Annotated in this window: 23 protein-coding genes; 10 read left to right on the top strand and 13 right to left on the bottom strand. The window is 72.4% G+C overall.

Annotated features, from left to right (window positions below; translation table 11 throughout):
- Positions 1-79 precede the first annotated feature (79 nt).
- The 4 genes from ung to fabG form a co-directional block, all read right to left on the bottom strand.
- A complete protein-coding gene (gene ung / locus ACFW01_RS19860) occupies positions 80-763 on the bottom strand; it encodes a uracil-DNA glycosylase (protein ID WP_125494973.1) in 684 nt (227 codons plus the stop codon).
- 74 nt (positions 764-837) lie between these two features.
- Complete coding sequence (locus ACFW01_RS19855; RefSeq protein WP_384505079.1) at positions 838-2,424, bottom strand: ABC transporter substrate-binding protein; 1,587 nt, start codon at positions 2,422-2,424, stop codon at positions 838-840.
- Between the two features lie 209 nt (positions 2,425-2,633).
- Positions 2,634-3,395, bottom strand: a complete 762-nt coding sequence (locus tag ACFW01_RS19850) for an SDR family oxidoreductase (protein WP_234957601.1) — start codon at positions 3,393-3,395, stop codon at positions 2,634-2,636.
- A gap of 42 nt (positions 3,396-3,437) precedes the next feature.
- Entirely contained in the window at positions 3,438-4,199 is a 762-nt protein-coding gene (fabG, locus tag ACFW01_RS19845) for a 3-oxoacyl-ACP reductase FabG (RefSeq protein ID WP_125494976.1), read from the bottom strand.
- Positions 4,200-4,462: 263 nt separating this feature from the next.
- Here fabG and ACFW01_RS19840 point away from each other — a divergent pair, with 263 nt between their 5' ends.
- Positions 4,463-5,188 (top strand): hypothetical protein, encoded by a 726-nt coding sequence (locus ACFW01_RS19840; protein WP_384505075.1) that lies wholly within the window; start codon positions 4,463-4,465, stop codon positions 5,186-5,188.
- Positions 5,189-5,228: 40 nt separating this feature from the next.
- Here the strand turns inward: ACFW01_RS19840 and ACFW01_RS19835 are convergent, their stop codons facing one another.
- The 3 genes from ACFW01_RS19835 to ACFW01_RS19825 form a co-directional block, all read right to left on the bottom strand.
- The gene (locus ACFW01_RS19835) at positions 5,229-5,612 is read right to left on the bottom strand and encodes a DUF3037 domain-containing protein (RefSeq protein WP_234957603.1); all 384 of its coding nucleotides are present in this window, start codon (positions 5,610-5,612) and stop codon (positions 5,229-5,231) included.
- Entirely contained in the window at positions 5,609-6,364 is a 756-nt protein-coding gene (locus ACFW01_RS19830; RefSeq protein ID WP_384505072.1) for a HipA family kinase, read from the bottom strand. The genes ACFW01_RS19835 and ACFW01_RS19830 overlap by 4 nt, the downstream gene beginning before the upstream one ends.
- A 67-nt stretch (positions 6,365-6,431) precedes the next feature.
- A complete protein-coding gene (locus tag ACFW01_RS19825; protein ID WP_384505069.1) occupies positions 6,432-6,821 on the bottom strand; it encodes an FCD domain-containing protein in 390 nt (129 codons plus the stop codon).
- A gap of 765 nt (positions 6,822-7,586) precedes the next feature.
- On the opposite strand from ACFW01_RS19825, the gene ACFW01_RS19820 reads away from it, so the two are divergent.
- Genes ACFW01_RS19820 through ACFW01_RS19805 form a run of 4 tightly spaced genes read left to right on the top strand, consistent with a single transcriptional unit; the run spans position 7,587 to position 11,549 of the window.
- Positions 7,587-8,945 carry an enolase C-terminal domain-like protein gene (locus ACFW01_RS19820; RefSeq protein ID WP_384505066.1) on the top strand — a complete coding sequence of 453 codons (1,359 nt, stop codon included), beginning with the start codon at positions 7,587-7,589 and terminating at the stop codon, positions 8,943-8,945.
- Entirely contained in the window at positions 8,942-9,697 is a 756-nt protein-coding gene (locus tag ACFW01_RS19815) for an SDR family NAD(P)-dependent oxidoreductase (RefSeq protein ID WP_384505063.1), read from the top strand. Before ACFW01_RS19820 ends, ACFW01_RS19815 begins: the two co-directional genes overlap by 4 nt.
- Entirely contained in the window at positions 9,694-10,692 is a 999-nt protein-coding gene (locus tag ACFW01_RS19810; RefSeq protein WP_234957609.1) for an aldo/keto reductase, read from the top strand. The genes ACFW01_RS19815 and ACFW01_RS19810 overlap by 4 nt, the downstream gene beginning before the upstream one ends.
- A complete protein-coding gene (locus ACFW01_RS19805; protein WP_384505060.1) occupies positions 10,689-11,549 on the top strand; it encodes an amidohydrolase family protein in 861 nt (286 codons plus the stop codon). Before ACFW01_RS19810 ends, ACFW01_RS19805 begins: the two co-directional genes overlap by 4 nt.
- A 32-nt stretch (positions 11,550-11,581) precedes the next feature.
- Here the strand turns inward: ACFW01_RS19805 and ACFW01_RS19800 are convergent, their stop codons facing one another.
- A complete protein-coding gene (locus tag ACFW01_RS19800; RefSeq protein ID WP_384505057.1) occupies positions 11,582-12,271 on the bottom strand; it encodes a GntR family transcriptional regulator in 690 nt (229 codons plus the stop codon).
- Between the two features lie 290 nt (positions 12,272-12,561).
- On the opposite strand from ACFW01_RS19800, the gene ACFW01_RS19795 reads away from it, so the two are divergent.
- From ACFW01_RS19795 to ACFW01_RS19785, 3 genes are all read left to right on the top strand, one after another.
- Positions 12,562-14,886, top strand: coding sequence for a glycoside hydrolase N-terminal domain-containing protein (locus tag ACFW01_RS19795; RefSeq protein ID WP_384505054.1), 2,325 nt, complete (start codon positions 12,562-12,564; stop codon positions 14,884-14,886).
- A gap of 167 nt (positions 14,887-15,053) precedes the next feature.
- The gene (locus tag ACFW01_RS19790) at positions 15,054-15,536 is read left to right on the top strand and encodes a Rieske (2Fe-2S) protein (RefSeq protein WP_234957613.1); all 483 of its coding nucleotides are present in this window, start codon (positions 15,054-15,056) and stop codon (positions 15,534-15,536) included.
- The gene (locus ACFW01_RS19785) at positions 15,533-16,000 is read left to right on the top strand and encodes a pyridoxamine 5'-phosphate oxidase family protein (protein ID WP_384505051.1); all 468 of its coding nucleotides are present in this window, start codon (positions 15,533-15,535) and stop codon (positions 15,998-16,000) included. The genes ACFW01_RS19790 and ACFW01_RS19785 overlap by 4 nt, the downstream gene beginning before the upstream one ends.
- Positions 16,001-16,038: 38 nt before the next feature.
- Here the strand turns inward: ACFW01_RS19785 and ACFW01_RS19780 are convergent, their stop codons facing one another.
- Complete coding sequence (locus tag ACFW01_RS19780; RefSeq protein WP_234957615.1) at positions 16,039-16,950, bottom strand: LysR family transcriptional regulator; 912 nt, start codon at positions 16,948-16,950, stop codon at positions 16,039-16,041.
- A gap of 75 nt (positions 16,951-17,025) precedes the next feature.
- On the opposite strand from ACFW01_RS19780, the gene ACFW01_RS19775 reads away from it, so the two are divergent.
- Entirely contained in the window at positions 17,026-18,021 is a 996-nt protein-coding gene (locus ACFW01_RS19775) for a DMT family transporter (protein WP_384505047.1), read from the top strand.
- Here the strand turns inward: ACFW01_RS19775 and ACFW01_RS19770 are convergent.
- The gene (locus ACFW01_RS19770; protein ID WP_384505044.1) at positions 18,012-19,349 is read right to left on the bottom strand and encodes an aminotransferase class I/II-fold pyridoxal phosphate-dependent enzyme; all 1,338 of its coding nucleotides are present in this window, start codon (positions 19,347-19,349) and stop codon (positions 18,012-18,014) included. The genes ACFW01_RS19775 and ACFW01_RS19770 overlap by 10 nt on opposite strands.
- A 35-nt stretch (positions 19,350-19,384) precedes the next feature.
- On the opposite strand from ACFW01_RS19770, the gene ACFW01_RS19765 reads away from it, so the two are divergent.
- Positions 19,385-20,071 (top strand): pyridoxamine 5'-phosphate oxidase family protein, encoded by a 687-nt coding sequence (locus ACFW01_RS19765; protein WP_234957618.1) that lies wholly within the window; start codon positions 19,385-19,387, stop codon positions 20,069-20,071.
- A gap of 349 nt (positions 20,072-20,420) precedes the next feature.
- Here the strand turns inward: ACFW01_RS19765 and ACFW01_RS19760 are convergent, their stop codons facing one another.
- From ACFW01_RS19760 to ACFW01_RS19750, 3 genes are all read right to left on the bottom strand, one after another.
- Entirely contained in the window at positions 20,421-21,365 is a 945-nt protein-coding gene (locus tag ACFW01_RS19760) for a DMT family transporter (protein ID WP_384505041.1), read from the bottom strand.
- A 188-nt stretch (positions 21,366-21,553) separates the two neighbouring features.
- The gene (locus ACFW01_RS19755) at positions 21,554-22,558 is read right to left on the bottom strand and encodes a DMT family transporter (RefSeq protein ID WP_384505038.1); all 1,005 of its coding nucleotides are present in this window, start codon (positions 22,556-22,558) and stop codon (positions 21,554-21,556) included.
- A 156-nt stretch (positions 22,559-22,714) separates the two neighbouring features.
- Complete coding sequence (locus tag ACFW01_RS19750) at positions 22,715-23,254, bottom strand: Clp protease N-terminal domain-containing protein (RefSeq protein WP_234957621.1); 540 nt, start codon at positions 23,252-23,254, stop codon at positions 22,715-22,717.
- Between the last annotated feature and the right edge of the window lie 169 nt (positions 23,255-23,423).

Genomic DNA, 23,423 nt, shown 5'->3' with positions numbered 1-23,423 from the left:
CCTACGGCCGCTGCCGCGGTGGTCTCGGCCATCCGCCGGGTCGGTCGGGCCCGTCCGAACCCCGGCCCGCGCCTCCGGGTCACTTCAGGTTCGGGATGGTCCAGTCGATCGGCTCGTGGCCCTGGGCCGCGACCGCCTCGTTGATCTGCGTGAACGGACGCGAACCGAAGAACTTCTTCGCCGACAGCGGGGAGGGGTGCGCGCCCTTGACCACCCTGTGCCGGGTCTCGTCGATCAGCGGCAGCTTCTTCTGCGCGTAGTTGCCCCACAGCACGAACACCGCCGGGTCCGGCCGGTCGGCCACCGCGCGGATCACCGCGTCGGTGAAACGCTCCCAGCCGCGGGCCTTGTGCGAGTTCGCCTCACCCGCCCGGACCGTGAGCACCGCGTTGAGCAGGAGGACGCCCTGCTCCGCCCAGGGCATCAGGTATCCGTTGTCCGGGACGGGCGTGCCCAGCTCCGCGTGCATCTCCTTGTAGATGTTCCGCAGGGAGGGCGGGACCTTCACCCCGGGCCGGACCGAGAAGCACAGCCCGTGGCCCTGGCCCTCGCCGTGATACGGGTCCTGGCCGAGGACCAGCACCTTGACCCGGTCGTACGGCGTGGCGTCCAGCGCGGCGAAGACCTCCTCGCGCGGCGGGTAGACGGGACCGTTCGCCCGCTCCTCCTCGACGAACTCCGTCAGCTCCTTGAAGTAGGGCTGCTGCAGTTCGTCGCCCAGCACCTCGCGCCAGGACTCGGGCAGCATGGCGGTGTCGGTCACGTCAACTTCCTTACGCTGTGCGGTCGCTTTCCACTCCTCAAGAACCTACCGGCGACCACTGACAACCGGTCCGCCTACCAACTGGTCTTCCGGGAGAGCCGCCACATCATCATGATCGTCGACGGGTCCATGGCCTGCTCCGCGCCCGAGATGTCGGCATTCGCGGCCACATACTGCTTGCCCTGCCACAAGGGCAGCAACCGCGCGTCGTCCAGCATGATCTGCTGCGCCCGCTCGAAGTCCCGCTCCACGTTGGCCCGGTCGCTCTCCCGGCGGGAGCGCGGCAGCAGCTCGCCGGTGATCTCCGGTGCGGCGTAGGGCGTACCGAGCGCGTTCTGCTCACCGACGAACGGGGCGATGAAGTTCTCCGCGTCCGGGAAGTCCGGGGACCAGCCGCGGCCGAACACCGGATACTCGCCCTTCTGGTAGCCCGTGACGTACGTCTTCCAGGGACGGCTCTTCAGGGTGACCTGGAACAGGCCCGAGGCGTCGAGCTGCCGCTTGATCTCCTTGAACTCCTTCGCCGTCTCGGAGCCGTACCGGTCGGTGGTGTACCAGAGGGTGAGCGGGACGCGCTCGGTGATGCCCGCGTCGGTGAGGATCTCGCGGGCCTTGGGGACGCTGGGGTCGCCGTAGTCGTCGAAGAAGCCCGTGGTGTGTCCGGTCAGGCCCTTGGGGACCATCGAGTACAGCGGGTCGACCGTGTCCTGGTGGATCGTGTGCGCGATCGCCGCCCGGTCGATCACCTGGGCGACGGCCCGGCGGACCTCCTTGCGGCCCGCCCACGGGTCCTCGGGGTTGAACACCAGGTAGCTGATCTCCGTGCCGCTGCCCTCGACCAGCTGGAGTTCCTCGTCCTTGCCGGCCTTGCCCTGGAGCGTGACGACGTCGTCGGCCGCGAGTCCCCGGTAGGTCACCTGGATGTCGCCGTCGCGCAGCGCCTTCACCATGCCGGCGGAGTCCTTGAAGTAGCGGATCGTCACCGCCTTGTTCTCCCGGTCGGCGAAGCCCTCGTAGCGGTCGTTGCGCACGAGTTCGGCGCGCTCGCCGTCCTCGTACGACTCCAGCGAGTACGGTCCCGAGCCCACGACCTGGCCGTCCTCGCGCAGCTCGTTCGCGGGGTAACTGCCGGGCTCGACGATCGACATGGCGGGGGTGGCGAGCACGAACGGGAAGGTGGCGTCGGGCTGGTTGAGGTGGAAGACCACCTCGCGCTCGCTCGGCGCCTGGACGCGTTCCAGGCTGCCCAGGAGTCCGGCGGGACCGCCGTTGACGTTGATGTCCTTGATCCGGTCGATCGAGTGCTTGACGGCGCGCGCGTCGAGGCGGTCCCCGTTGGAGAAGGTCAGGCCCTCGCGCAGCTCGCAGCGGTACACCTGGTTCGTGGAGTCGGTGAAGGCGCACTCCTCGGCGGCGTCGGGCTGGGGCGCGGTCGAACCGCTGGGGTAGCTGAGCAGCGTCTGGTAGATGTTCCGGAACAGCTCCCAGGAGCCGTCCCAGGAAGCCGCCGGGTCCAGAGTGCTGGGCGCGCTCGTCGTCCCCACGACGATCGGCCCCTCGTCCTCCGAGCCGTCGGACGACAGAATTCCGCAGCCGGTGACCAGCGACGATATGGACACGATGGCCGCCACCCGACGCAGGCCTCGGTTCCGGTTGAACACGCGCACGCTCCTCGATCCGCCGTGCCAAGGGTCGGCAGACCATACCGCAGCGCCGTGTCACCTGAACCCCCTTCTGAACAGGGGTTTTGATCATTTGGCGATGACTACGTTGTCATCCTGCCCGCGGTCTCGATACGCGGACACGGGCGCCGTTTCCGTCAACGGCGCCCGTGTCACAGGCCGGTCCTCGGCGCTGCCGAGAGGCGATATCAGGCCACGCCGGCGTTCAGGAAAATGCCTCCGTCGACGACGAGGGTCTGACCGGTGACCCAGTCGGACTGCGCCGAGGTGAGGAAGGCGGCGGCACCGCCGATGTCGGAGGGCACGCCGAGCCGGCCCAGCGGGTATCCGGCGGCCGCCTCCTCTTCCCGGCCCTCGTACAGGGCGGCGGCGAACTTGGTCTTCACGACGGCCGGGGCGATCGCGTTGACCCGCACCTTCGGCGCGAACTCGTGCGCCAGCTGCGCGGTGAGGTTGATGAGCGCGGCCTTGCTGACGCCGTACGCGGCGATGAAGGGCGAGGGCGAGAGGCCCGCGACGGACGCGATGTTGACGATCGCGCCGCCGTTCTCCTTCTGCCAGGCGTGCCAGGTGCGCTGGGCGAAGCCGAGGGCCGAGATCACGTTGGTCTCGAAGACCTTCCGCGCGACGTTCAGGTCGAGGTCGGCGATCGGCCCGAACACCGGGTTGGTGCCGGCGTTGTTGACCAGGAAGTCGACGCGGCCGAAGGCCTCCATCGTGCGCTCGACGGCGGCGGCCTGGTGGGCCTCGTCGTGCGCCTTGCCGGCGACACCGATGACCCGGTCGGCGCCGAGCTTCTCGACGGCCTCCTTGAGCGCGTCCTCGTTGCGGCCGGTGATGCAGACCCGGTCGCCGCGCGCGACGAGCGCCTCGGCGACGCCGTGGCCGATGCCGCGGCTGGCGCCGGTGACGAGCGCCACCTTGCCGGAGAGTACGGGGAGTTCAGTCATGTCCGTGTTCCCTAGTGTCCGTGTTCCCTGGTCTCCGGGTCCCTAGTCGAGCGGTCCGCCGGCCACGTACAGCACCTGGCCGGAGACGAAGCCGGCCGCCTCGCCGGTGAAGAAGGCGATGGCGTTGGCGATGTCGTCGGGCTCACCGACGCGGGCGACCGGGATCTGGGTGGCGGCGGCGGCCTTGAAGTCGTCGAAGCCCATGCCGACGCGGTCGGCGGTGGCCTTGGTCATCTCGGTGGCGATGAAGCCCGGGGCGACGGAGTTGGCGGTGACGCCGAACTTGCCCAGCTCCTTGGCGAGGGTCTTGGTGAAGCCCTGGAGACCGGCCTTGGCGGCGGAGTAGTTGACCTGGCCCCGGTTGCCGAGCGCGGAGGAGGAGGACAGGTTGACGATACGGCCGAAGCCGGCGTCCACCATGTGCTTCTGGCACGCCTTGGACATCAGGAAGGCGCCGCGCAGGTGCACGTTCATGACGGTGTCCCAGTCGGAGGCGCTCATCTTGAAGAGCAGGTTGTCGCGGAGTACGCCCGCGTTGTTGACGAGGATCGTCGGCGCGCCCAGCTCCCCGGCGATCCGCGCGACGGCCGCCTCGACCTGCGCCTCGTCGGAGACGTCGCAACCGACCGCGATCGCCTTGCCGCCGGCCGCGGTGATCTGCTCCACGGTGTCCTTGCAGGCGGCCTCGTCGAGGTCGATGACGGCGACGGCGCGGCCCTCGGCGGCCAGTCGTACGGCGGTCGCGGCGCCGATGCCGCGCGCGGCTCCGGTAACGACGGCGACCCGCTGCTCAGTGGTGGACATTGCTGCTCTCCTCGTCCTGGGGATGCGGCCCGTGCGGAGCGTGCGCCCTGGGTGAGCGACCGCTTAGTACCTTCCGCAGACGTGACGCTAGAAGCCCTGGCACCCGGTGTCAACGGGACACCGGGCCGGTGTGATCCATTACCCGGGCTCCCCGGTGCGTCACCGCCCCCGGCCTACCCGATCGGCCCAGCGCTGCGCGCCCCCGGGCCCCCGGGCCCCTAGCGTCGAAGCGCGAGCCACTCGTGGCCGGAAAGGAGACGTCCATGCGCCGTCTGACCGGTGCCGCAGGCATAGCCGTCGCGATAGCCGCGATCGTGCCGATGGCCGACACCGCACACACCCGGGACCTGGACTCCCGGAGTCTCACCCAGCAGCAGGCGGGCCAGGCCGCCTTCGCGAGCGATCCGGACGGCCCGGACGCGTTCACCGAGGATCTGTTCGCCCCGGACCCACTCGACCAGGGCCAACCCGAGGGAAGCGATTTCGGCGCGGGTTCGTTCGACCCCGGCGGAAACGACCAGGGCGGCAACGACCAGGGCGGAAGCGACCTGGGCGGGTTCGGCGAGGGCGGGTTCGGCGAGGGCGGAGCCGGCCAAGGCGGGTTCAACGACGGCCGGCACGACGAGGGCCGCAACGATCAGGGCGGTTTCGACCAGGGCGGGAACAACGACGGCCGGGAAGAGGACCGGGGCGACCAGGGCCGGGAGGTGGAGCAGAACCAGCGGGTGGAGCAGAACCAGCGCGTCGAGGTGCACGTCGCCTCGCTCCCGACCACCTCCTCGACCTCGGTGCCGCTCCCGGTCACGCCCGCACCGGCCACCGCCACGAGCCCGTCCCCCGCCGTCACTCCGACGCGCGGCACTCAGGGCGGCCTGGGCGGCTCCTTCAGCGGCGGGCCGAGCCGCTCGGACATCGCCATCGGACTGGGCTGCGTGGCCAGCGCCACGCTCGCCGCCGGCTACGCGCTCAGGCGCCGCCGGCGCGCCTGACACCCGCCACGGCTCCGGGCCGGAGCGAACCCGCCCGGCGTCACCGCACCAGCAGGTCGAGCAGCCGCTGCGCCTCGGCCGCCGGATCGGCGGTCAGGCCGGTGTGCACGGGGCCCGGCTGGACGATGGTCGAGCGGGGTGCGATCAGCCAGCGGAAACGGCGGCCCGGATCGTCCTGGGCCGCCTGGCCCGCCGCGTCCCCGCCGGTGCACACCCCTTCCACGGCGCGCAGCGCCGCGCGTACGCCCGGCAGGTCCACCCCCGGGTCGAGAGCCAGCAGCCTGGCTTCGTCGAGGTGGGTGCGGGCACCGACGTAGGACCTGGCCCGGCAGTACACGAGGACGCCGGCGTTGACGCACTCCCCGCGCTCGATCCGGGGTACGACGCGCACCAGCGCGTACTCGAAGACGTGGCGGTCGCTCACTGCTCCCCCTTGACGCGTTCGTGGATCGTGGCGGCCCGGGCGAGCAGCGGCCGGGCATAGGCACGCCGCAGGTCGTCGGGGGTCGCGAAGCCGGGCTCGTCCCGCAGCCACACGTCCGGGATCTCGGCGGTGACCTCCGCGAGGAGTTCCTCGGTGACCAGCGGCGCGAGCGCGGCGGCGGCCGAGCGGACGTCCGGCGAGAAGCGCGCGAGAGCGTGGTCGGACGCGTCGTAGGGGCGGGCCGCGGAGGTCTCGGCGCCGGGCCAGTTGTGCTGCCAGATCATGGTCGCGCCGTGATCGATGAGCCAAGTCTCGCCCCGCCGGCGCAGCAGGTTGGGATTGTGCCAGGACCGGTCGACGTTGTTCACCAGCGCGTCGAACCAGACGATCCGGCCGGCCTCCTCGGGGCTCACGTCGAAGGCGAGCGGGTCGAAGCCGAGCGCGCCGGAGAGGAAGTCCATGCCGAGGTTGGTGCCGCCGCTCGACTTGAGCAGCTCCTGCACCTGCTGGTCGGGCTCGCCGAGCCCCAGGACGGGGTCGAGGCCGACCGTCACGATGCGCGGGACGCGGAAACCCAGCCGCCGGGCCAGCTCACCGCAGACCACCTCCGCGACCAGCGTCTTGCGACCCTGCCCCGCGCCGGTGAACTTCAGGACGTACGTCCCGAGATCGTCGGCCTCGACGAGCCCCGGCAGCGAGCCGCCCTCGCGCAGGGGCGTGATGTAGCGGGTCGCGGTGACCTCTTTCAGCATGTTCCCGGGCCATCCGTCGGTGAATCTGCGTCGCGCATGCAGTGAGCATAGTGATCGCGGCCGGTCGTCACGCCTCGCCCTCCGCGTACCGGTCGCGGTGGCGCCGCAGGCTCGACTCCAGATGCTCGCGCATGGCCTCCGACGCCCGTCCGGGACTGCGGCGCAGCACCGCCCTCAGGATGCGGCCGTGTTCCATGACGGTGGCCGGACTGCCGCCCGAGACGGGGCTGAGCCGGAAGAGGTGCAGGTGGGTGTGGAGCCGCTTCACCGCCGCCGCGAGCATCGTCCGTCCCGACGCGACGGCCAGCGCGTCGTGGAACCGCTGGTCCAGCACCGCGAAGCGCCCGTACTCGGCATGGCTGTGCCCCCCGTACTCGGCATGGCTGTGCCCCTTGTCCGGCAGCCCTCGCATCTCCTCGACCACGGCCTCGATCCGGTCCAGCGCCGCCTCGTCCATGTGCTCGGCTGGACCACATGGTCCATGACCATGGCCTTGACCGCCTCGTGGGCGCTGACCTCCGGCACCGACATCGTCGCGCCCTCCCCTCCCGAGAACGGCATCGGTCGAGCCACGCCCTCGCCTCTCCTGGGCCCTATATGATCCGACGCGATCACCGTCGGCCAACAGCGAGACGACCGGTTCACCCACGCGCACTCTCACGACCCTCACCTTCCGCCTCGATCCGCACGCGATCGGCACCACCTCCGGGCTCTGCACCGCCAGGCAACCACTCGACCCGGCACGACCCTTGACGTGACCGCCACCGCTGCCCCAGCATCGCGGGCAACAAAATCCTATTTGGTTCCTGTAGGGCAGCATCATGAGCCGTCGCGGAACAGCCGGGTGCCATCGGCCTGGTCCTCCTGGCCACCACCTCGTCACCAGCAGAAGCAGAACGGCTGCTTCGAGTACCGCGGCGACGACGTGGCGGCGGACCTCGCCCCGATGGCCGACGACGCGTGCCGCGCAGGAGTGGTGGCTCCGGACAGCGCCCTGTCAGCACCCCGTCGACGAAGCCGCACCCGGCGAGTGGTGGGCGGCCATGACACAGGTCTTCCTCATGGCGTAGCGCACCCGGCCCGCCGAGCCCGACCGCACCGACCCCGCGGCACCGCCCGTGCCGCGACCGCGAGGAGAACACGTGAAGCTGCTGAACGGTGGAACTGGAGATCGACGGTCCCGGCCGCCGGCGTCGAACCTTCGAGGACGCGTGGGGACGCGATGACGACCAACCCCACGGCCCGCATCACGGACGTCGAGGTCGTCGACGTCCGGTTCCCCACCTCGCGTGAGCTGGACGGCTCGGACGCGATGAACCCCGACCCCGACTACTCGGCCGCCTACGTCGTCCTGCGGACCGACGCGGACGACGGCCCGCGGGGGCGTCTGGAGGGGCACGCCTTCACCTTCACCATCGGACGCGGCAACGAGGTGCAGGCGGCGGCCGTCACCGCGCTGCGCCCCCATGTCGTCGGCCGGTCCGTGGACGCGGTGTGCGCCGATCCGGGAACGGTGAGCCGGGCCCTCAACGGTGACAGCCAACTGCGCTGGCTCGGACCGGAGAAGGGCGTGATGCACATGGCCGTCGGCGCCGTGGTCAACGCGGTCTGGGACCTCACGGCCAGACGGGCCGGCAAGCCGGTGTGGCGGCTCCTCGCCGACGCGGAGCCCGAGTGGCTCGCCGACCAGGTGGACTACCGTTACATCGAGGACGCGCTCACCCGCGCGGAGGCCGTGACCCTGCTCCGTGGGGGGAAGAAGGGCGCCGCCGAACGGGAGGCCCTGCTGCTGTCGCGCGGATACCCGGCGTACACCACCTCCCCCGGCTGGCTGGGCTACTCCGACGAGAAGCTGGTGCGGCTCGCCAAGCAGGCCGTCGTCGACGGTTTCCCGCAGATCAAGATCAAGGTCGGTGCCGACCTGGCGGACGACGTCCGCAGGCTGCGCACGGCCCGAGCGGCGGTCGGCCCGGACATCCGCATCGCCATCGACGCCAACCAGCGCTGGAACGTCGCCGAGGCCGTCGAGTGGACCAGGGCCCTGGCCGACAGCGACCCGTACTGGATCGAGGAGCCCACCAGCCCCGACGACATCCTCGGTCACGCGACGGTGCGCCGGGGCGTCGCGCCCGTCAAGGTCGCCACCGGCGAGCATGTGCACAACCGCATCGTCTTCAAGCAGTTGCTGCAGGCCGAGGCCATCGACGTCCTCCAGATCGACGCGGCACGGGTGGGCGGCGTCAACGAGAACCTGGCCATTCTGCTGCTCGCCGCCAAGTACCGCGTCCCGGTCTGCCCGCACGCCGGCGGAGTCGGGCTGTGCGAACTGGTCCGCCATCTCTCGATGTTCGACTTCGTCGCCCTGTCCGGCACCACCGAGAACCGGGTCATCGAGTACGTCGACCACCTCCACGAGCACTTCGACGACCCCGTGGTCATCACCGACGGCCACTACACGGCGCCCACCGCGCCCGGCTTCTCGTCCCGGATGCACCCCGATTCCATCGCGACCTACCGCTATCCCGACGGCGTCTTCTGGGCCGCCGACCTCGCCGCACAGGAGAAGGGAACCCCCTCATGAGCGAAGTGTCCGGGCTCAAGGCCCTGGTGACCGGCGGCGCCTCCGGCATCGGCCGGGCCACCGCCGTCCTGCTGGCCGCCCGCGGCGCCGACGTCGCCGTCCTCGACCTCGACCCGTCGGCCGTGGACAAGCCCCTGCACGGCTACGCCGCCGACGTGTCCGACGACGCCTCGGTACGGTCCGCCGTCGCCGCGGCGGCCCACGAACTCGGCGGCCTCGACATCCTGGTCAACAACGCCGGGATCGGCGCGACGGGCACGGTCGAGGACAACGACGACGCCCAGTGGCACCGGGTCCTGGACGTGAACGTCCTCGGCATCGTACGCACCACCCGGGCGGCTCTTCCCCTCCTGCGTGCCTCCGCGCACGCCGCCGTCGTCAACACCTGCTCGATCGCGGCCACGGCCGGACTGCCGCAGCGGGCCCTGTACAGCGCGAGCAAGGGCGCGGTCCAGGCCCTCACCCTCGCCATGGCGGCGGACCACGTCCGCGAGGGCATTCGTGTGAACTGCGTGAACCCCGGGACGGCGGACACTCCCTGGGTGGGCCGTCTCCTGGCCCAGGCGCCCGACCCGGAGACCGAGCGTGCGGCGCTCAACGCCCGCCAGCCCATGGGCCGTCTGGTCACCGCCGAAGAGGTCGCCGCGGCCATCGCCTACCTGGCGAGCCCGGCCGCCGCGAGCGTCACCGGCACGGCCCTGGCCGTGGACGGCGGCATGCAGGGCCTCCGGCTACGCCCGGAGGGACGGTGAGGGCGGCGCTCCTGGGAGGCAGCGGCGTGCCGGTCACCGCCCTCGGCCTCGGTGCCGCCGCCATCGCCGGACTCTACGAGGACGTCGGCGAGGACGAGGCGGCGGCCACCGTGGAGGCGGCCTGGGACGCGGGCATCCGCTACTTCGACACCGCCCCGCACTACGGTCTGGGCCTCTCGGAGCGCAGGCTGGGCGCGGCCCTGCGGACAAGGCCCCGGGAGGATTTCGTCCTCTCCACCAAGGTGGGCCGGGTACTCGAACCGCACGACGGCGGCGGCGACGACCGGGCCAACGGCTTCGCGGTACCGGCGACCCACCGGCGCCGGTGGGACTTCAGCGCCGACGGCGTACGCCGCTCACTGGAGGACAGCCTCACCCGTCTCGGGCTGGACCGCGTGGACCTGGTCCTGCTCCACGACCCCGACGAGCACGGGGAACAGGCCTTCCGGGAGGCGTACCCGGCGCTGGAGGAGCTGCGGTCGCAGGGGGTCGTCCGGGCGATCGGCGCGGGGATGAACCAGAGCCGGATGCTGACCCGGTTCCTGACCGACACGGACGTCGACGCGGTGCTCTGCGCCGGGCGTTACACCCTGCTGGAACAGGGAGCCCTGGAGACGCTGCTGCCGGCCGCGACCGCCGCCGGCAAGGGCGTGATCGTCGGCGGTGTGTTCAACTCCGGGCTGCTGGCCGACCCCGTGCCGGGCGCCACGTACGACTACGCGGCGGCGCCCTCGGACCTCCTGGACCGGGCGGTACGGATGCGCGCGGTGACCGAGGCGCACGGGCTGCCGCTGCGGGCCGCCGCGCTCCGCTTCCCCTTCGGGCATCCGGCGGTCGCGTCGGTCCTCGTCGGTGCGCGCTCGGCGGCCCAGGTCGTGGACGCCGTCGCACAGGTCCGCGGGCCCGCCCCCGGGGCCGTATGGGACGATCTGCGGGCTCAGGGCCTGCTGCCCGGCGGAGTGCCGGTGCCGGCGCTGGAGGGGAGCCCGGGGTGACCGCCATCGACGCCCACCACCATCTGTGGGACCTCGCCGTACGCGACCAGGAGTGGCTCGACGGCCCCGGGCTCGCCCCGTTGCGGCGCTCCTTCGTCCCCGCCGACCTGGCGGCCGCGGCCGGCGCCGCGGGGGTCACGGCCACGGTGCTCGTGGAGACGGTCAACGTCGCCGAGGAGACACCCGAGTTGCTGTCCCTGGCCGCGCGGAGCGATCTGATCGGGGCGGTCGTGGGGTGGACCGATCTGACGGCCCCGGACGTCGCCGACGCGCTCGACGCGCTGCGGTCACTGCCCGGTGGTGACTTCCTGCGCGGGATCCGCCACCAGGTCCAGGGCGAACCCGACCCCGACTGGCTGACCCGCCCGGACGTTCTGCGCGGCCTGGGTGCCGTCGCCGGGGCTGGACTCGTCTACGACCTGGTGGTGCTGGAGCACCAGCTGCCCGCCGCGGCGCGAGCGGCGGCCGCGGTGCCCGGCCTCACCTTCGTCCTGGACCATCTCGGCAAGCCGCCGATCGCGTCCGGGGCGCTGGAACCCTGGGCAGGGCGGGTACGGGAGCTGGCCTCGCTGCCCAACACGGTGTGCAAACTCTCGGGCATGGTGACCGAGGCCGACTGGTCGTCATGGACGGTCGACGACCTCAGGCCGTACGCCGACACGGTGATCGACGCCTTCGGCCCCCGGCGGCTGATGTTCGGCTCCGACTGGCCGGTGAGCACGCTGGCCGGGGGCTACGGTGCGGTCGTCGACGCGGCCCGGACGCTCACCGCCGGATTGGACCCGGCCGAGCGGTCCGAGGTGTGGTCCGGCACCGCTCGGCGCGTCTACCGCGTGCCCGGAGCACACCCGGAGTGACGGGGAGGGGGCCGGCGCGCCGGTCCCCCTTCTCACTCCTCGTCGAACCGGCCCAGCTGGCGTTCGAGGCTGCGGTTGAGGTGCTCGGCCATCGCTTCCGCGGCGTGCTCGGCCCTGCGGCGCAGGATCGCCCGCACGATGCGTTCGTGTTCGCCCAGGGTCGGATCGTCCGCTTCCTGGATGTTCTGGACGTTGCTGAGGCGAAAGATGTGCAGGTGCGTGTGGAGCCGCTCCACCGCGTCCGCGAGCAGCGGCCGGTGGGCGGCATCCGCGACGGTGTCGTGGAAGCACTGGTCCAGCGCGGCGAAGTCCCGGTAGGAGGCGTACGGCCCGGTGGGCCCGGGGTGGGCCTGCATGCCCTCCAGCGTGGCCTCCAGGGCGTCGAGCTGGCTCTCCTCGGCGTTGTGCGCCGCCAGGGCCGCGGCGCGCGGCTCCAGGAGCAGCCGCATCTCGAACAGCTCCGCCACCCCCTGGCGGGTGAGCAGCTCGGTCGCCCGGTACCCGGACAGCGAGCGCTTGACCACGAGACCGTCGGACTCCAGCCTGGCGAGCGCCTCCCGCACCGGGGTCGGTGAGACGTCCAGCTCACGGGCCAGGGCCTCGATGCCGACACGGGCGCCCGGAGCGATCTCGTGGTCCATGACCTTGGCCTTGATGTCCTCGTAGACACTGTCGGACAGAACCTGACGGACCGGCGGGACGGAGGAGTCGTGCGCCGGCATCCGGGTCTCCTACTGATCGGTGCGGTGGGGGCTGGGGCCATCAGCAGTTTAACGATGTGAGGTCGTCCACCCTCCCTCCATGCCCAGCCCTCGATCGAATAGGAAACGGCCACAGGGTCTGTCCCGGCGTTACCCAAGAGACCAGGCGAAGGCACGGGGGTACGGAAAGTCAACCTCGCTCTTTCCTATAGGAAACAGGCCGGATGGGTTGACAGTACCCGGTCCGCCCGGCTGCACTGCTGCCTGTCGCGGAGTCCCGCATTCTCCCCCTCGCAAGGAGCCGTATCCCCATGTCCGATCGCTCCCGCACCCCCTCCCCCGCCGCCGACGACAGCCCTTCCGGCGCGGCGTCGCTGGTGCCGGAGAGCGAGGCGGTCGCCCTCTGGTACACGAAGCCCGGCGCCGAGGAGAGGGTGATCGAGGAGGGCCTGCCCATCGGCAACGGCAGGCTCGGCGCCCTGGTCACCGGCCACCCGTCCCGGGACGTCCTGGTCCTCACCGACGCGACCCTGTGGACCGGTCACGCCAACGCCGCGCTGCAGTCCGACGGCCAGTTCCCCTACGGCACCGACGACTTCGGCACCTTCGGCATGCTGGCCAAGGCCTGCGTCGACATCCCCGCCCACACCCCCACGGCAGTCGCCGACTACCGCCGCACGCTCGACATGAGCAACGGACTGGTGACCGCCACCTACGAGTTCGGCGGCGTCACCTACCGCCGCGAGGTGTTCTCCAGCCACCCGGACGACGTCGTCGTGGTGCGCCTGTCCCAGAGCGGCGGCGGCTCCTACACCGGCTCCCTGACGCTGGCCGGGACACGCGACGAGAAGGTGACCGCCGACGCGGGCGCCGCCGAGGCGTCCTTCGCCGCGACGTTCACCAACGCGCTGAGGTACGCGACCCTCGTGAAGGCGGCGGGCGCGGGCGGCACCGTCTCCGCGACCGGCACGAAGGTGACCTTCAGCGACTGCGCCGAGGTCGTGCTGATCGTCTCGGGCGGCACCGACTACAAGGCGGACGCGTCGATCGAGTACAAGGACACGGACCTCGTTCCGCTCACCGTCGCCCGCGACAAGGCCGCCCGGGCCGCGGGGGCCGGCGGCTCGGCGCTGCTCGCCGGCCATGTCGCCGACTTCCAGCGGCTGCAGAAGCGGACGACGGTGAACCTGGGCAGCTCCAGCGCCGCCCAGCGTGCCATGGAGACCCCCGTCCGGCTCGCCGCCCGCGCCGAGGCAGGCGCCGCCCCCGACCCCGAACTGGAGGCCTCCTATCTGGAGTTCGGCCGGTACCTGACCATCTGCGGCTCCCGGGACAGCCTGCCCACCGGTCTCCAGGGCCTGTGGCTCGACAGCAACACCCCGGCGTGGATGAGCGACTACCACACCGACATCAACGTCCAGATGAACTACTGGCTGCCCGACCGGGCCGGGCTGTCCGAGTGCTTCGACGCCTTCACGGACTACTGCGTGGCACAGTTGCCGGGCTGGCGGGCCACCACGGAGGCCCTCTTCCAGGACCCCCGCAACCGCTTCCGGAACACCTCCGGCAAGGTCGCCGGCTGGACGCTCGCCATCTCCACCAACGTCTGGGGCGGCAACGGCTGGTGGTGGCACCCGGCGGGCAACGCGTGGGTGTGCAACTCGCTCTACGAGCACTACGAGTACACCCGGCACCCCGCGGACCTGGCGAAGATCTACCCGCTGCTGAAGGGCGCCTGCGAATTCTGGGAAGCGCGACTGATCACGACGACGGTGGCGGGGCGAGAGGTCCTCGTCGACGACCACGACTGGTCACCGGAGCACGGCCCGCAGGACGCCCGCGGCATCACCTACGCGCAGGAACTGGTCTGGCAGCTGTTCAAGAACTACCGGGAGGCCGCCGCCGAGCTGGGCAGGGACGCGGCGTACGCCGCCACGGTCGACGGACTGAGGAGCAGGCTCCACCTGCCCGAGGTCGGCGCCCGCAGCGGCTGGCTGGAGGAGTGGATGAGCGAGGACAACCTGGGCGAGACCACGCACCGCCACCTGTCCGCACACGTGGGCCTCTTCCCCGGCGACCGCGTCAACCTCCAGGACTCCCCCGCCTCGCTCATCGGCGGTGCCACCAAGCTGCTGGAGGCGCGCGGCATGGACAGCTTCGGCTGGGCCACCGCATGGCGGTCCCTGTGCTGGGCACGGCTGAAGCACGCCGACAAGGCGTACCAGTGCGTGCTCACCGTCATGAAGCCGTCCGTGGACTTCGGCAACGGCACGGCGGGCAACTTCTTCGACATGTACTCGTTCGGAGGCAGCTCCGTCTTCCAGATCGACGCGAACTTCGGCACGCCGGTGGCGATGATCGAGATGCTGGTCCAGTCCCGCCCGGGCCGCGTCGAGCTGCTCCCCGCTCTGCCGGACGCCTGGTCCGCCGGCGGATCGGTCACCGGAATCGGCGTACGCGGCGGTTTCACGGTCGACGTGGCCTGGCAGGCGGGGCGGGTAACCGCCGCGACCCTGCACGGCGCCCCCGGCCGCACCATCACCGTCGTCATCGGCGGCCGGAGCCGCCGGGTCACCATCGGCTCGTCCGGTTCCGTGACCGTGTCGCCTCCGGCGCACACCACCGACCAGCGGTGAACTCCCCGGCGGCGCTCCGAGTCACCCGTCGACAGCGAATCGACAGCCGTGTTTTACGCCCGCCCGACCGCCGAACCGACAGCATCACCGCACGGTCTGAACAGCACGTGCCACGGGGCCGTACCTCTCGGCAGATCATCACGCATCCCCCCGAAGGGAACCCCAGCATGACCAGCGCATCGTTTCATCCCGTCGCCGGACCGGCCCGTCGTACCGTCGTGGCGGCGGCCGGAGCGGCGGGGCTCACCGCCGTGCTGGCGGCGTGCGGAGGCTCGGACGAGGACGCGTCGAGCGACACCGGCGGCGCGTCCTCGGGCTCCCCGTCCGCGGAGGCGGGCGGCGGCGAGGACGCGGGAGCGGGGGCCGCGCTCGCGGCGACCGCCGACATCCCCGAGGGCGGCGGTATGGTCTTCGCCGACCAGAAGGTCGTGGTCACCCAGCCTTCCGCGGGCGAGTTCAAGGCGTTCTCCGCCACCTGCACCCACCAGGGCTGCGCCGTGAAGAGCGTGTCCGACGGGGTCATCAACTGCCCTTGTCACAACAGCAACTTCTCCATCACCGACGGCAGCGTGCAGAGCGGTCCGGCGCCCAAGCCGCTGCCCGCCGTGCAGATCACGGTGAGCGGGGACTCGATCCAGCTGGCCGGATGACCGTGACCCAGCGCCGGGGCCGGAAGATCATGATGACCCCCGGCGAGCTGGAGGTGTTCCTCACCACCCAGCGCACCTGCCGGGTCGCCACGGTCTCGGCCGACGGCGCCCCGCACGTGAGCACGCTGTGGTTCGCCTGGGACGGTGCCTCGATGTGGCTGTACTCGGTCGTGCGCAGCAGGCGCTGGACGGATCTGCGGCGCGACCCGCGGGTGGCGGTCGTGGTGGACACCGGTGAGGAGTACGACGAGTTGCGGGGCGCGGAGCTGTCCGGCCGGGTGGAGTTCGTGGGCGAGGCACCGCGCACCGGTGAGCTGTGTGCCGAACTCGACTTCCCGGAGACGCTGTTCGCCCGCAAGAACTTCGGTCTGGAGGAGCTGCCCCATGACGGCCGGCACGCCTGGCTGCGGCTGACCCCGGAGAAGGTCGTCAGCTGGGACTTCCGCAAGCTGGCGTCGCCGTAGAGCGGCCTTGGTCACTTCTGGCGTCCGCCGTGGCGGACTCAGCCCGGCTGTCCCACCTTCGCCGCGGCCGCCCGCAGCGCGTCCACCGCCGCCCGGATCGACGGGCGGCGGTCCGCGTCCGCGCGCCACACGACGTACACGTGCCGGCGCACCCGCTGCCTCAAGGGGACGGTGACGACCTCCGCTGGCATCGGCAGGCGCCCGAGCAGGGGCGCGATGCACACGCCGAGCCCGGCGGCGACCAGGCCGAGCTGGGTGTGGGTCTCGGCGGCGCGGTGTCCGACGATCGGCTCGATGCCCTTCGAGCGCAGCGTGAACATCAGCCACTCGTGGCAGAACTCGCCCTCGCCCCAGGTGATCCACTCGTCCTCGGCGAACTCGGCGAGGTCCACCTCGTCCCGGCCCGCGAGCGGGTGGCCGGCCGGCATGGCCACGTCGGCGGGGTCGTCGAGGAGCGGCGCCTTGACCAGGCCGTCGGGCAGCGGCATCGGCTTGTTGTACCAGTCGAGGACGACGGCCAGGTCGAGGTCGCCGCGGACCACGCCGTTGATGCCGCGTTCCGGTTCCAGTTCGCAGGAGCGCAGGCGCAGCGCGGGGTGCTCGGTGCGCAGGTCGGCGAGAGCCGTGGGGAAGAGTCCGCGGGCGGCCGTCGGGAACGCGGACAGCCGCAGCTCGCCCGCCACCTGCCCGCGCTGCGCCTCCAGATCGGCCTGGGCCAGCTCGACCTGGGAGAGGATGCGGGCCGCGTGCTCGGCGAGCAGCCGTCCCGCGTCGGTGAGCCGCACCCCGCGCCCGTTCTTCGCCAGCAGTTGCTGACCGGCCTCCCGCTCCAGCTTGGCCATCTGCTGGGAGACGGCGGAGGTGGTGATGTGCAGACCGGCGGCGGCGCCGCTCACCGAACCGTGCCGGGCGAGGGCGTCGAGGGTGCGCAGGCGCTCCAGGTTCAACATGTAAGCAACACTACGGCGTATTCGGTTCCAAATCTCGATTGTGCTACGAGGATGTTCTGCTCCATCGTTGCTCGCATGAGCAGCACTGGTACGTCCTCGCCCGCGGCCCGTCGCGTCCTCGACTGGCGGCTGCGCTTCGGGTTCCTCTCCCTCGTGTGGGGTTTCAGCTTCCTCTTCATGAAGGTGGGGACGGAGAGTTTCGCCCCGTTCCAGGTCACGCTGGGGCGGCTGGCGTTCGGTACGGCGGTGGTCGCGGCCGCGATGGCGGTGAAGCGGGAGCGGCTGCCGCGCGGCGCGTGGACCTGGGTGCATCTGACGGTCGCCGGGTTCCTGCTGAACGCGCTGCCGTTCTCGCTGTTCGCCTTCTCGGAACTGACGATCCCGTCGTCGCTGGCCGGCATCTGCAACGCGACCTCGCCGCTGTGGGGCATGGCCCTGTCGCTGGTCGCCCTCTCCGAGGACCGGCCGACGCGGCGCCGGGTGGCAGGGCTCGGCATCGGCTTCCTGGGCGTCCTGACGGTGCTGGGGGTCTGGCAGGGCTTCGAGGGACTGGACGTCACGGGCACCGCCCTGGCCCTGCTGGCCTCGTTCAGCTATCCGGTCGGCTGGATCTACGTGCGCCGCACCCTGGCCGGCTCCAGCCACTCCCACCTCTCACTGACGGGCGCCCAGCTGGGCCTCGCCACGCTGCAACTCGCCGTCGTGACACCGCTGTTCACCTCGGTCCCGACCAGTCTTCCCGTCCTGCCCCTGCTGTCGGTCGCGGCCCTGGGCGTCCTCGGCACCGGGCTGGCCTTCCTGATCCAGTACGACCTGGTCGCGGAGGTCGGGCCGACGACGGCCCAGATGGTCACGTACTTCACCCCCGTCATCGCCACCGCGGCGGGCGTGGCGCTCCTCGGCGAGTCGCTGTCCTGGTCGACCCCGGTCGGTGCGGTGATCGTCCTCGCCGGGGCGGCGCTGACCCAGTCCCGGCCGAGGACCGCCGGGACGCCCGCGGTCGCCCCGGTCCCGGAGCACGCGGAAGCGAGGCCGCGGGAGCATCCTCGGACCACCGCCTCTCAGACGTAGCTCCGCGAAGCCTCCGCCCCCGGCCCCACCGCTGCCGCAACTGCCGCCGCCAGCGGGCCGATGTCCTCCTCGGACAGCGCCGAGACCGTGATCCGGATGCCCGGCGGGGCGCCGACGCGGAAGCGTGCGCCGGGGGCCACGGCCCAGCCGGCGTGCAGCAGCCGGGCGACGGCACCGGTCTCGTCCGGCACCGGGATCCACACGTTCATGCCGCTGCGGCCGTGCGCGGCGACCCCGTGGTCCGCGAGGGCGGCGAGCAGCGCGTCCCGGCGCCGCCCGTACACCGGCGCGACCGCGTGCGCGTCCACCGCGCCGCCCGCCCAGAGCAGGGCCACGGCCCGCTGGGTGACGTGGCTGACCCAGCCGGGTCCCAGCCGCTGGCGGCCGCGGACCCGGTCGAGCGTGACGGGGTCCCCCGTGAACACGGCGAGCCGTAGGTCGGGCCCGCAGGCCTTGGCCGCCGAGCGGACGAAGGCCCAGTTGCGGGTCGTACCGGCGAGGGGGTGCGGGGGCAGGTCGACGATGCGGTGGCCGTGGTCGTCCTCGATCAGCAGGGTCTCGGGATGGTCGCTCAGCACGGACCGCAGGTCGGCCGCGCGCGCCGCGCCGACGGCCGCGCCCGTCGGGTTCTGCGCGCGGACCGTGACGACCAGCGCGCGGGCACCGGCCGCCAGCACCCGGCGCACGTCCTCGGGCAGCGGCCCCTCGTCGTCCACGCGGACGGGGACCGTGCGCAGTCCGAGCGCCGGGACCAGGTCGAGGAGGCTGCCCCAGCCCGGGTCCTCCACGGCGACGGCGTCGCCGGGCCTGAGGTGGGCGGCGAGGACCCGTTCCATGGCGTCCAGCGAGCCGGACGTGACCACCACGGGCCCGGCGGGCACTCCGTCGGCGTCCAGTTCGGCGCGGGCGACGCGCGCGAGTTCCTCGGAGACGGCCGCGTGCCCGTACAGCACCGGATCCCGGTCGCCCTGCTCGGCCGCCGCGGCGAACACCGGGCCCAGCGCGGGCAGCAGTGCCGGGTCCGGATTGCCGTCGGAGAGGTCGCGCACCCCCTCGGGCACCTCCACCCGGATGAACTCGCGGCCCGTGGTGGCGGGCTTCGCGCGCACCCGGCTGCCCCGGCGCCCGGCCGTCTCGATCACCCCGCGCTCGCGCAGGGTGCGGTAGGCGGCGGCGACGGTGTTCGGGTTCACCCCGAGCCGCTCCGCCAACTCCCGCATCGGCGGCAGCGGTTGCCCCGGCTCCAGCTCCCCCGAGCCCACCGCACGCTCGACGCTCGCGGAAATCTCCGCTGCGCCCCGTCCTGCGATCAGATACTCTCCTAGCACAAATAACATTATGCACTAGTGCAATGGAGAACGCCATGCAGGGGACCGCACCGACGCCGTCGCAGCCCGCGACCACCTACCCGTCCACCGACCGCACCGTCCCCACCCGCTCCCCCGACCGCGCCTCGTACGACAGGGAACTGGTGCACGCGATACTCGACGAGGGCTACGTCTGCCATCTCGGCTTCGTACGGGACGGTGCCCCGGTGGTCCTGCCGACCCTCTACGGGCGGGTGGGCGAGCGGCTCTACGTGCACGGCTCGACGGGCTCGCGCCCGCTGCGGATGACCGGCGCCGCGGACCCGGGCCTGCCGGTGTGCCTCACGGTGACCCACGTGGACGCGCTGGTGCTGGCCCGCTCCGCCTTCCACCACTCGATCAACTACCGGTCGGTGGTCGTGCACGGCACGGCGTACGAGGTGACGGACCCGCAGGAGCGGCGCACCGCCCTGGACGCCCTGGTCGACCACGTCGTCCCCGGCCGCTCCCGGGACTCCCGGCCCGCCAACAAGAAGGAGCTGGCCGCCACCGCCGTGATCCGCCTCGACCTGAACGAGGTCTCCGCCAAGCTCCGCACCGGCGGTGTGAACGACGAACCGGAGGACCTCGCCCTCCCCCACTGGGCGGGTCTGGTCCCGGTGCGCAAGGGGTACGACGCCCCGGTCGCCGACCCGGACCTCGACACCGGCACCGCCCTGCCCGGCTACCTCTCGGACCTGTGATGCCGGTCCACCCCTGGGACGCGTCGCGGGACACGACGAGTGGCGCGACCGGCGGGGTGATCACACACCTCACCCCGCCCAACCCGCTGCGGTCCGCGCTGGAGGCCGCCCCGCCACTCTGCTGAGCGTGGTCGACGACTCCGTGTACGTCCCCAGCCCCTGGCAGGCCGCCCCGCAGGGGCCGCCACGCGGACCGCGGCGGGCGAGGCGCCGTACGGCGGGCTGCTGTCCGGCATCCGCGGGCTGCGGCTGGAGGCGACCGGCGTACGGGCGAGGTCCACGGCGGGATCCCTCCGAGGGCGCGGGAGGACCACCCGTGGGGCCGCCCGCACCGAGCGGCCCCCGGTCGTCAGGCGGGCGCCGGTCGTGACCGTGCCGCCTTGGTCTCCGCCACCGCCAGCCCCGCCACCGAGCCGAGCATCAGCAGCGTGCCGGCCAGGGTGGCCGCCGTGAGGTGCTCCCCGAGCAGCAGAACGGCGAGCGCCGCCGCGCTGACCGGCTCCAGGAGCATGATCACGGAAACGGTGGCGGACCGGACCACGGCCGCTCCGGCGAAGTAGAGCCCGTAGGCGAGGGCGGTCGGCACGGCGGCGACGTACGCGAGCAGCAGCCCGAGCCGGACCGGTTCGGCGGTGTGCGGCAGCAGGCCCTCGGCGAGGGCGAGCGGCAGCAGGCACAGGCTGGTGACGGCGAAGGCGCCCACCGACGTGCTGCCGGCGTCCGCCCCGCCGTCGCGGCCCCACCAGCGGGTGAGCAGTGTCATCACCGAGTACCCGGCGGCGGACAGCAGCGCGAGGAGTACGCCCGACAGGCGGACGGTCGTGCTCCCTTGGCCGAGGACGAGCACCACGAGCCCGGCGAGCGCGCCGACGACGGCGGCGGCACCGCCCGGTCCGAGGTGCTCACCGAGGGCGAGGCGCGCGCCGAGCGCGATCAGCACGGGCCCGGCGCCCAGGGTGACGACGGTGGCCACGGCCAGCCCGGTGGACTGCACCGCGGCGAAGTAGGCGGTCTGGAACACCGCGAGACCGAGGCCGGTGACGAGCGCCCGCCGCGCCTTGCGGGCGAACGGCTCGGCCACGGCCGTGCTCCGCCCACGCGGACGCAGCGGGCGGACGGCGAGCAGCAGGACGAGTCCCACGGCGCAGCGCCAGAAGGACAGGGCGACGGGGCCCATGTCACTGGACCGGTAGACCAGCGAGGCGGCGGCACCGGCGGTGCCCCAGGCGACACCGGCGACGATCAGATAGAGGAGGCCACGCCCGACGGGCAGGCCGGAGACGGCATTCGACACGAGTTCTCTCCGCAGACGCGCACGAGGCGCGGACGTTCGGAGCGGCCCCGGAGCTGCCGGGGACGCGAGGACTGCGTCTGCGGGCAGCACCGTCCGGCCCGGCGACCACGCGCCGGGCTCGTCACAGGGGCCCGCCTCAGGCGGCCGGAGGCGGGAGGACGAGTGCGTCGGAGTGCATGATCCGCACCCTAGGCCGCCGTTCCCCGCCGGGACAACTCCCTTTCCTCCCCGCCGCTCGCCACCGGTTCCGCGGAGCCCTTGGCGGGCGTCGAGGACTGGGCGATGAAGGCACCGGCCAGCACCACGACGCCGCCGACGATCTGCGGGGCGGAGAGGTGCTCGCCGAGCAGCACCCAGGCCAGCACGGTCGCGACGACCGCTTCGAGGCAGGCGACGACGCCGGCGACCTGCGGAGACAGCCGGCGCACGGCCACCACGCCGGTGACGTAGGCGAGGACCGTTGCGATGAACACGATCCAGGCGAGCAGCAGGGCCGCGGCGACCGGGGTGCCGCCCATGGGGGCGGTGTGGCCGAGGACGGACCAGTCCATCGTCCAGGGGCGGGCCACGACGGTGAGCACGGCGGCCCCGACGAGCAGGCCGTAGGCGATCACGCCGAGCGGGTCGGGGGCCTCGTCACCGGCGTCACTGCCCTGATCGGACAGGACGAAGTAGCCGACCTGACAGCAGGCGGCACCGAGCGCGAGCAGTAGTCCGACGGCGTCGAAGCGCAGGCCCGACCAGACCTCCACCACACAGGCGAGCCCGCCGACCGCGAGGACCACGCCGAGTGCGGCGGCCCGTGTCACCGGCCGCCGCTGCACGAACCGGACCCAGCCCAGGACCAGGGCGGGCGCGAGGTACTCGACGAGCAGGGCGACGCCCACGGGGATGCGGGAGATGGCCGCGAAGTAGCAGGCCTGCACACCGGCCACGGCCAGCAGACCGAACCCGGCGAGCAGTCCGGGGCGGCGACGCAGCAGGTCGCGGTGGCGCACGGCGAGCGGCAGCATCACCAGGGCGGCGCCGGCCACCCGCAGCCAGACCACGTGGAGCGGGTCGAGGCCCGCCTCGATGAGCGGCTTGGCCGCGACTCCGGAACCGCCGAAGGCGACCGCGGAAGCGAGCGCCAGGCCGAGCCCGGTCCCCTTGCCGCGGCTGCCGCGAGCGCTGTCAGACGTATACACCGGCACATGATGACAGGGGTCGACATGACCGTCACCCCCAATGGCTCCTGTCTCACCGACTGGACGTCCGGGCGTCCCAGGCTTACGTGGGGGGGGGCGGGCGGCACGCGTGGGAAGGACGGCCCGGCGATCGCCTGAGGCCGAGCGGCCGAACCTCGGGGCTCAGGACGCCGGTTCGAAGTACCGGTCCACTTCGGCGGTCACCGTGCGCGGCTCGACGGCCACACGGGCCAGGATCTCGACGGCGCGCGCCTGCGGGTCCGCGACCAGGGCGGCGAGCAGGTCGACGCCGCAGGCCCGGACGTGCCCGCGCCGTGCGGCCCGCACACCGGCCTCCGCCATGGCGGCCGCGGCCAGCGGCGAGAATCCGGCGACGCCGGTCACGAGGGGGAGGGCTCCGGAGTCCTCGACGGCGCTCTGCCAGCGCAGGCCGTAGCCGATGCTGCGCTGCACGAGGTAGCCGAGCAGCCGGGCGATCCGGGGCCCGTCCCCGAGCACCGCCCGGACCTCGCCGTCGGATTCCAGGAGGGAGTGCAGCAGATGGGCCGTGTCGACCTGCCGGTCCCCGTCCCGCACCGCCCTGCGGCGGGCACCGGAGACCGCCGACGCCAGTTCCGCGGTGAACCGGTCATCGAGGTCGGTGCCGTCCGGGCGCCGGACGTCCTGCTCGCCGGCCGACTGCCGGGGGATACGGGGTTGCACATCTCCCAGCTCACCAGTCCCGGACGTGCGCGTCATCCCCGAGGGGGAGCATTTCGGCGTCCCACACAGAGTGGACCCGCGCGGCCGGAATCTCCTCCTTGCGGATGAGATCAAGCCGTTTCACCCCGACCACGCGACGGTGCCCCGCGGATCGCTCCGCGGGGCACCC

It is taken from the genome of Streptomyces sp. NPDC058985 (assembly GCF_042740985.1).
In the GTDB taxonomy this organism is placed as follows: Bacteria; Actinomycetota; Actinomycetes; order Streptomycetales; family Streptomycetaceae; genus Streptomyces.
Note: the sequence above shows the minus strand (reverse complement) of the source record. Positions and strands in the feature narration are given on the sequence as shown.

Excerpts from the sequence above, each read along its gene's own strand:
- ACFW01_RS19850 (WP_234957601.1), bottom strand. The coding sequence starts at position 3,395 with ATGACTGAACTCCCCGTACTCTCCGGCAAGGTGGCGCTCGTCACCGGC.
- fabG (WP_125494976.1), bottom strand. The coding sequence starts at position 4,199 with ATGTCCACCACTGAGCAGCGGGTCGCCGTCGTTACCGGAGCCGCGCGC.
- ACFW01_RS19840 (WP_384505075.1), top strand. The coding sequence starts at position 4,463 with ATGCGCCGTCTGACCGGTGCCGCAGGCATAGCCGTCGCGATAGCCGCG.
- ACFW01_RS19830 (WP_384505072.1), bottom strand. The coding sequence starts at position 6,364 with ATGCTGAAAGAGGTCACCGCGACCCGCTACATCACGCCCCTGCGCGAG.
- ACFW01_RS19825 (WP_384505069.1), bottom strand. The coding sequence starts at position 6,821 with ATGGACGAGGCGGCGCTGGACCGGATCGAGGCCGTGGTCGAGGAGATG.
- ACFW01_RS19820 (WP_384505066.1), top strand. The coding sequence starts at position 7,587 with ATGACGACCAACCCCACGGCCCGCATCACGGACGTCGAGGTCGTCGAC.
- ACFW01_RS19815 (WP_384505063.1), top strand. The coding sequence starts at position 8,942 with ATGAGCGAAGTGTCCGGGCTCAAGGCCCTGGTGACCGGCGGCGCCTCC.
- ACFW01_RS19800 (WP_384505057.1), bottom strand. The coding sequence starts at position 12,271 with ATGCCGGCGCACGACTCCTCCGTCCCGCCGGTCCGTCAGGTTCTGTCC.
- ACFW01_RS19795 (WP_384505054.1), top strand. The coding sequence starts at position 12,562 with ATGTCCGATCGCTCCCGCACCCCCTCCCCCGCCGCCGACGACAGCCCT.
- ACFW01_RS19790 (WP_234957613.1), top strand. The coding sequence starts at position 15,054 with ATGACCAGCGCATCGTTTCATCCCGTCGCCGGACCGGCCCGTCGTACC.
- ACFW01_RS19785 (WP_384505051.1), top strand. The coding sequence starts at position 15,533 with ATGACCGTGACCCAGCGCCGGGGCCGGAAGATCATGATGACCCCCGGC.
- ACFW01_RS19780 (WP_234957615.1), bottom strand. The coding sequence starts at position 16,950 with ATGTTGAACCTGGAGCGCCTGCGCACCCTCGACGCCCTCGCCCGGCAC.
- ACFW01_RS19775 (WP_384505047.1), top strand. The coding sequence starts at position 17,026 with ATGAGCAGCACTGGTACGTCCTCGCCCGCGGCCCGTCGCGTCCTCGAC.
- ACFW01_RS19765 (WP_234957618.1), top strand. The coding sequence starts at position 19,385 with ATGCAGGGGACCGCACCGACGCCGTCGCAGCCCGCGACCACCTACCCG.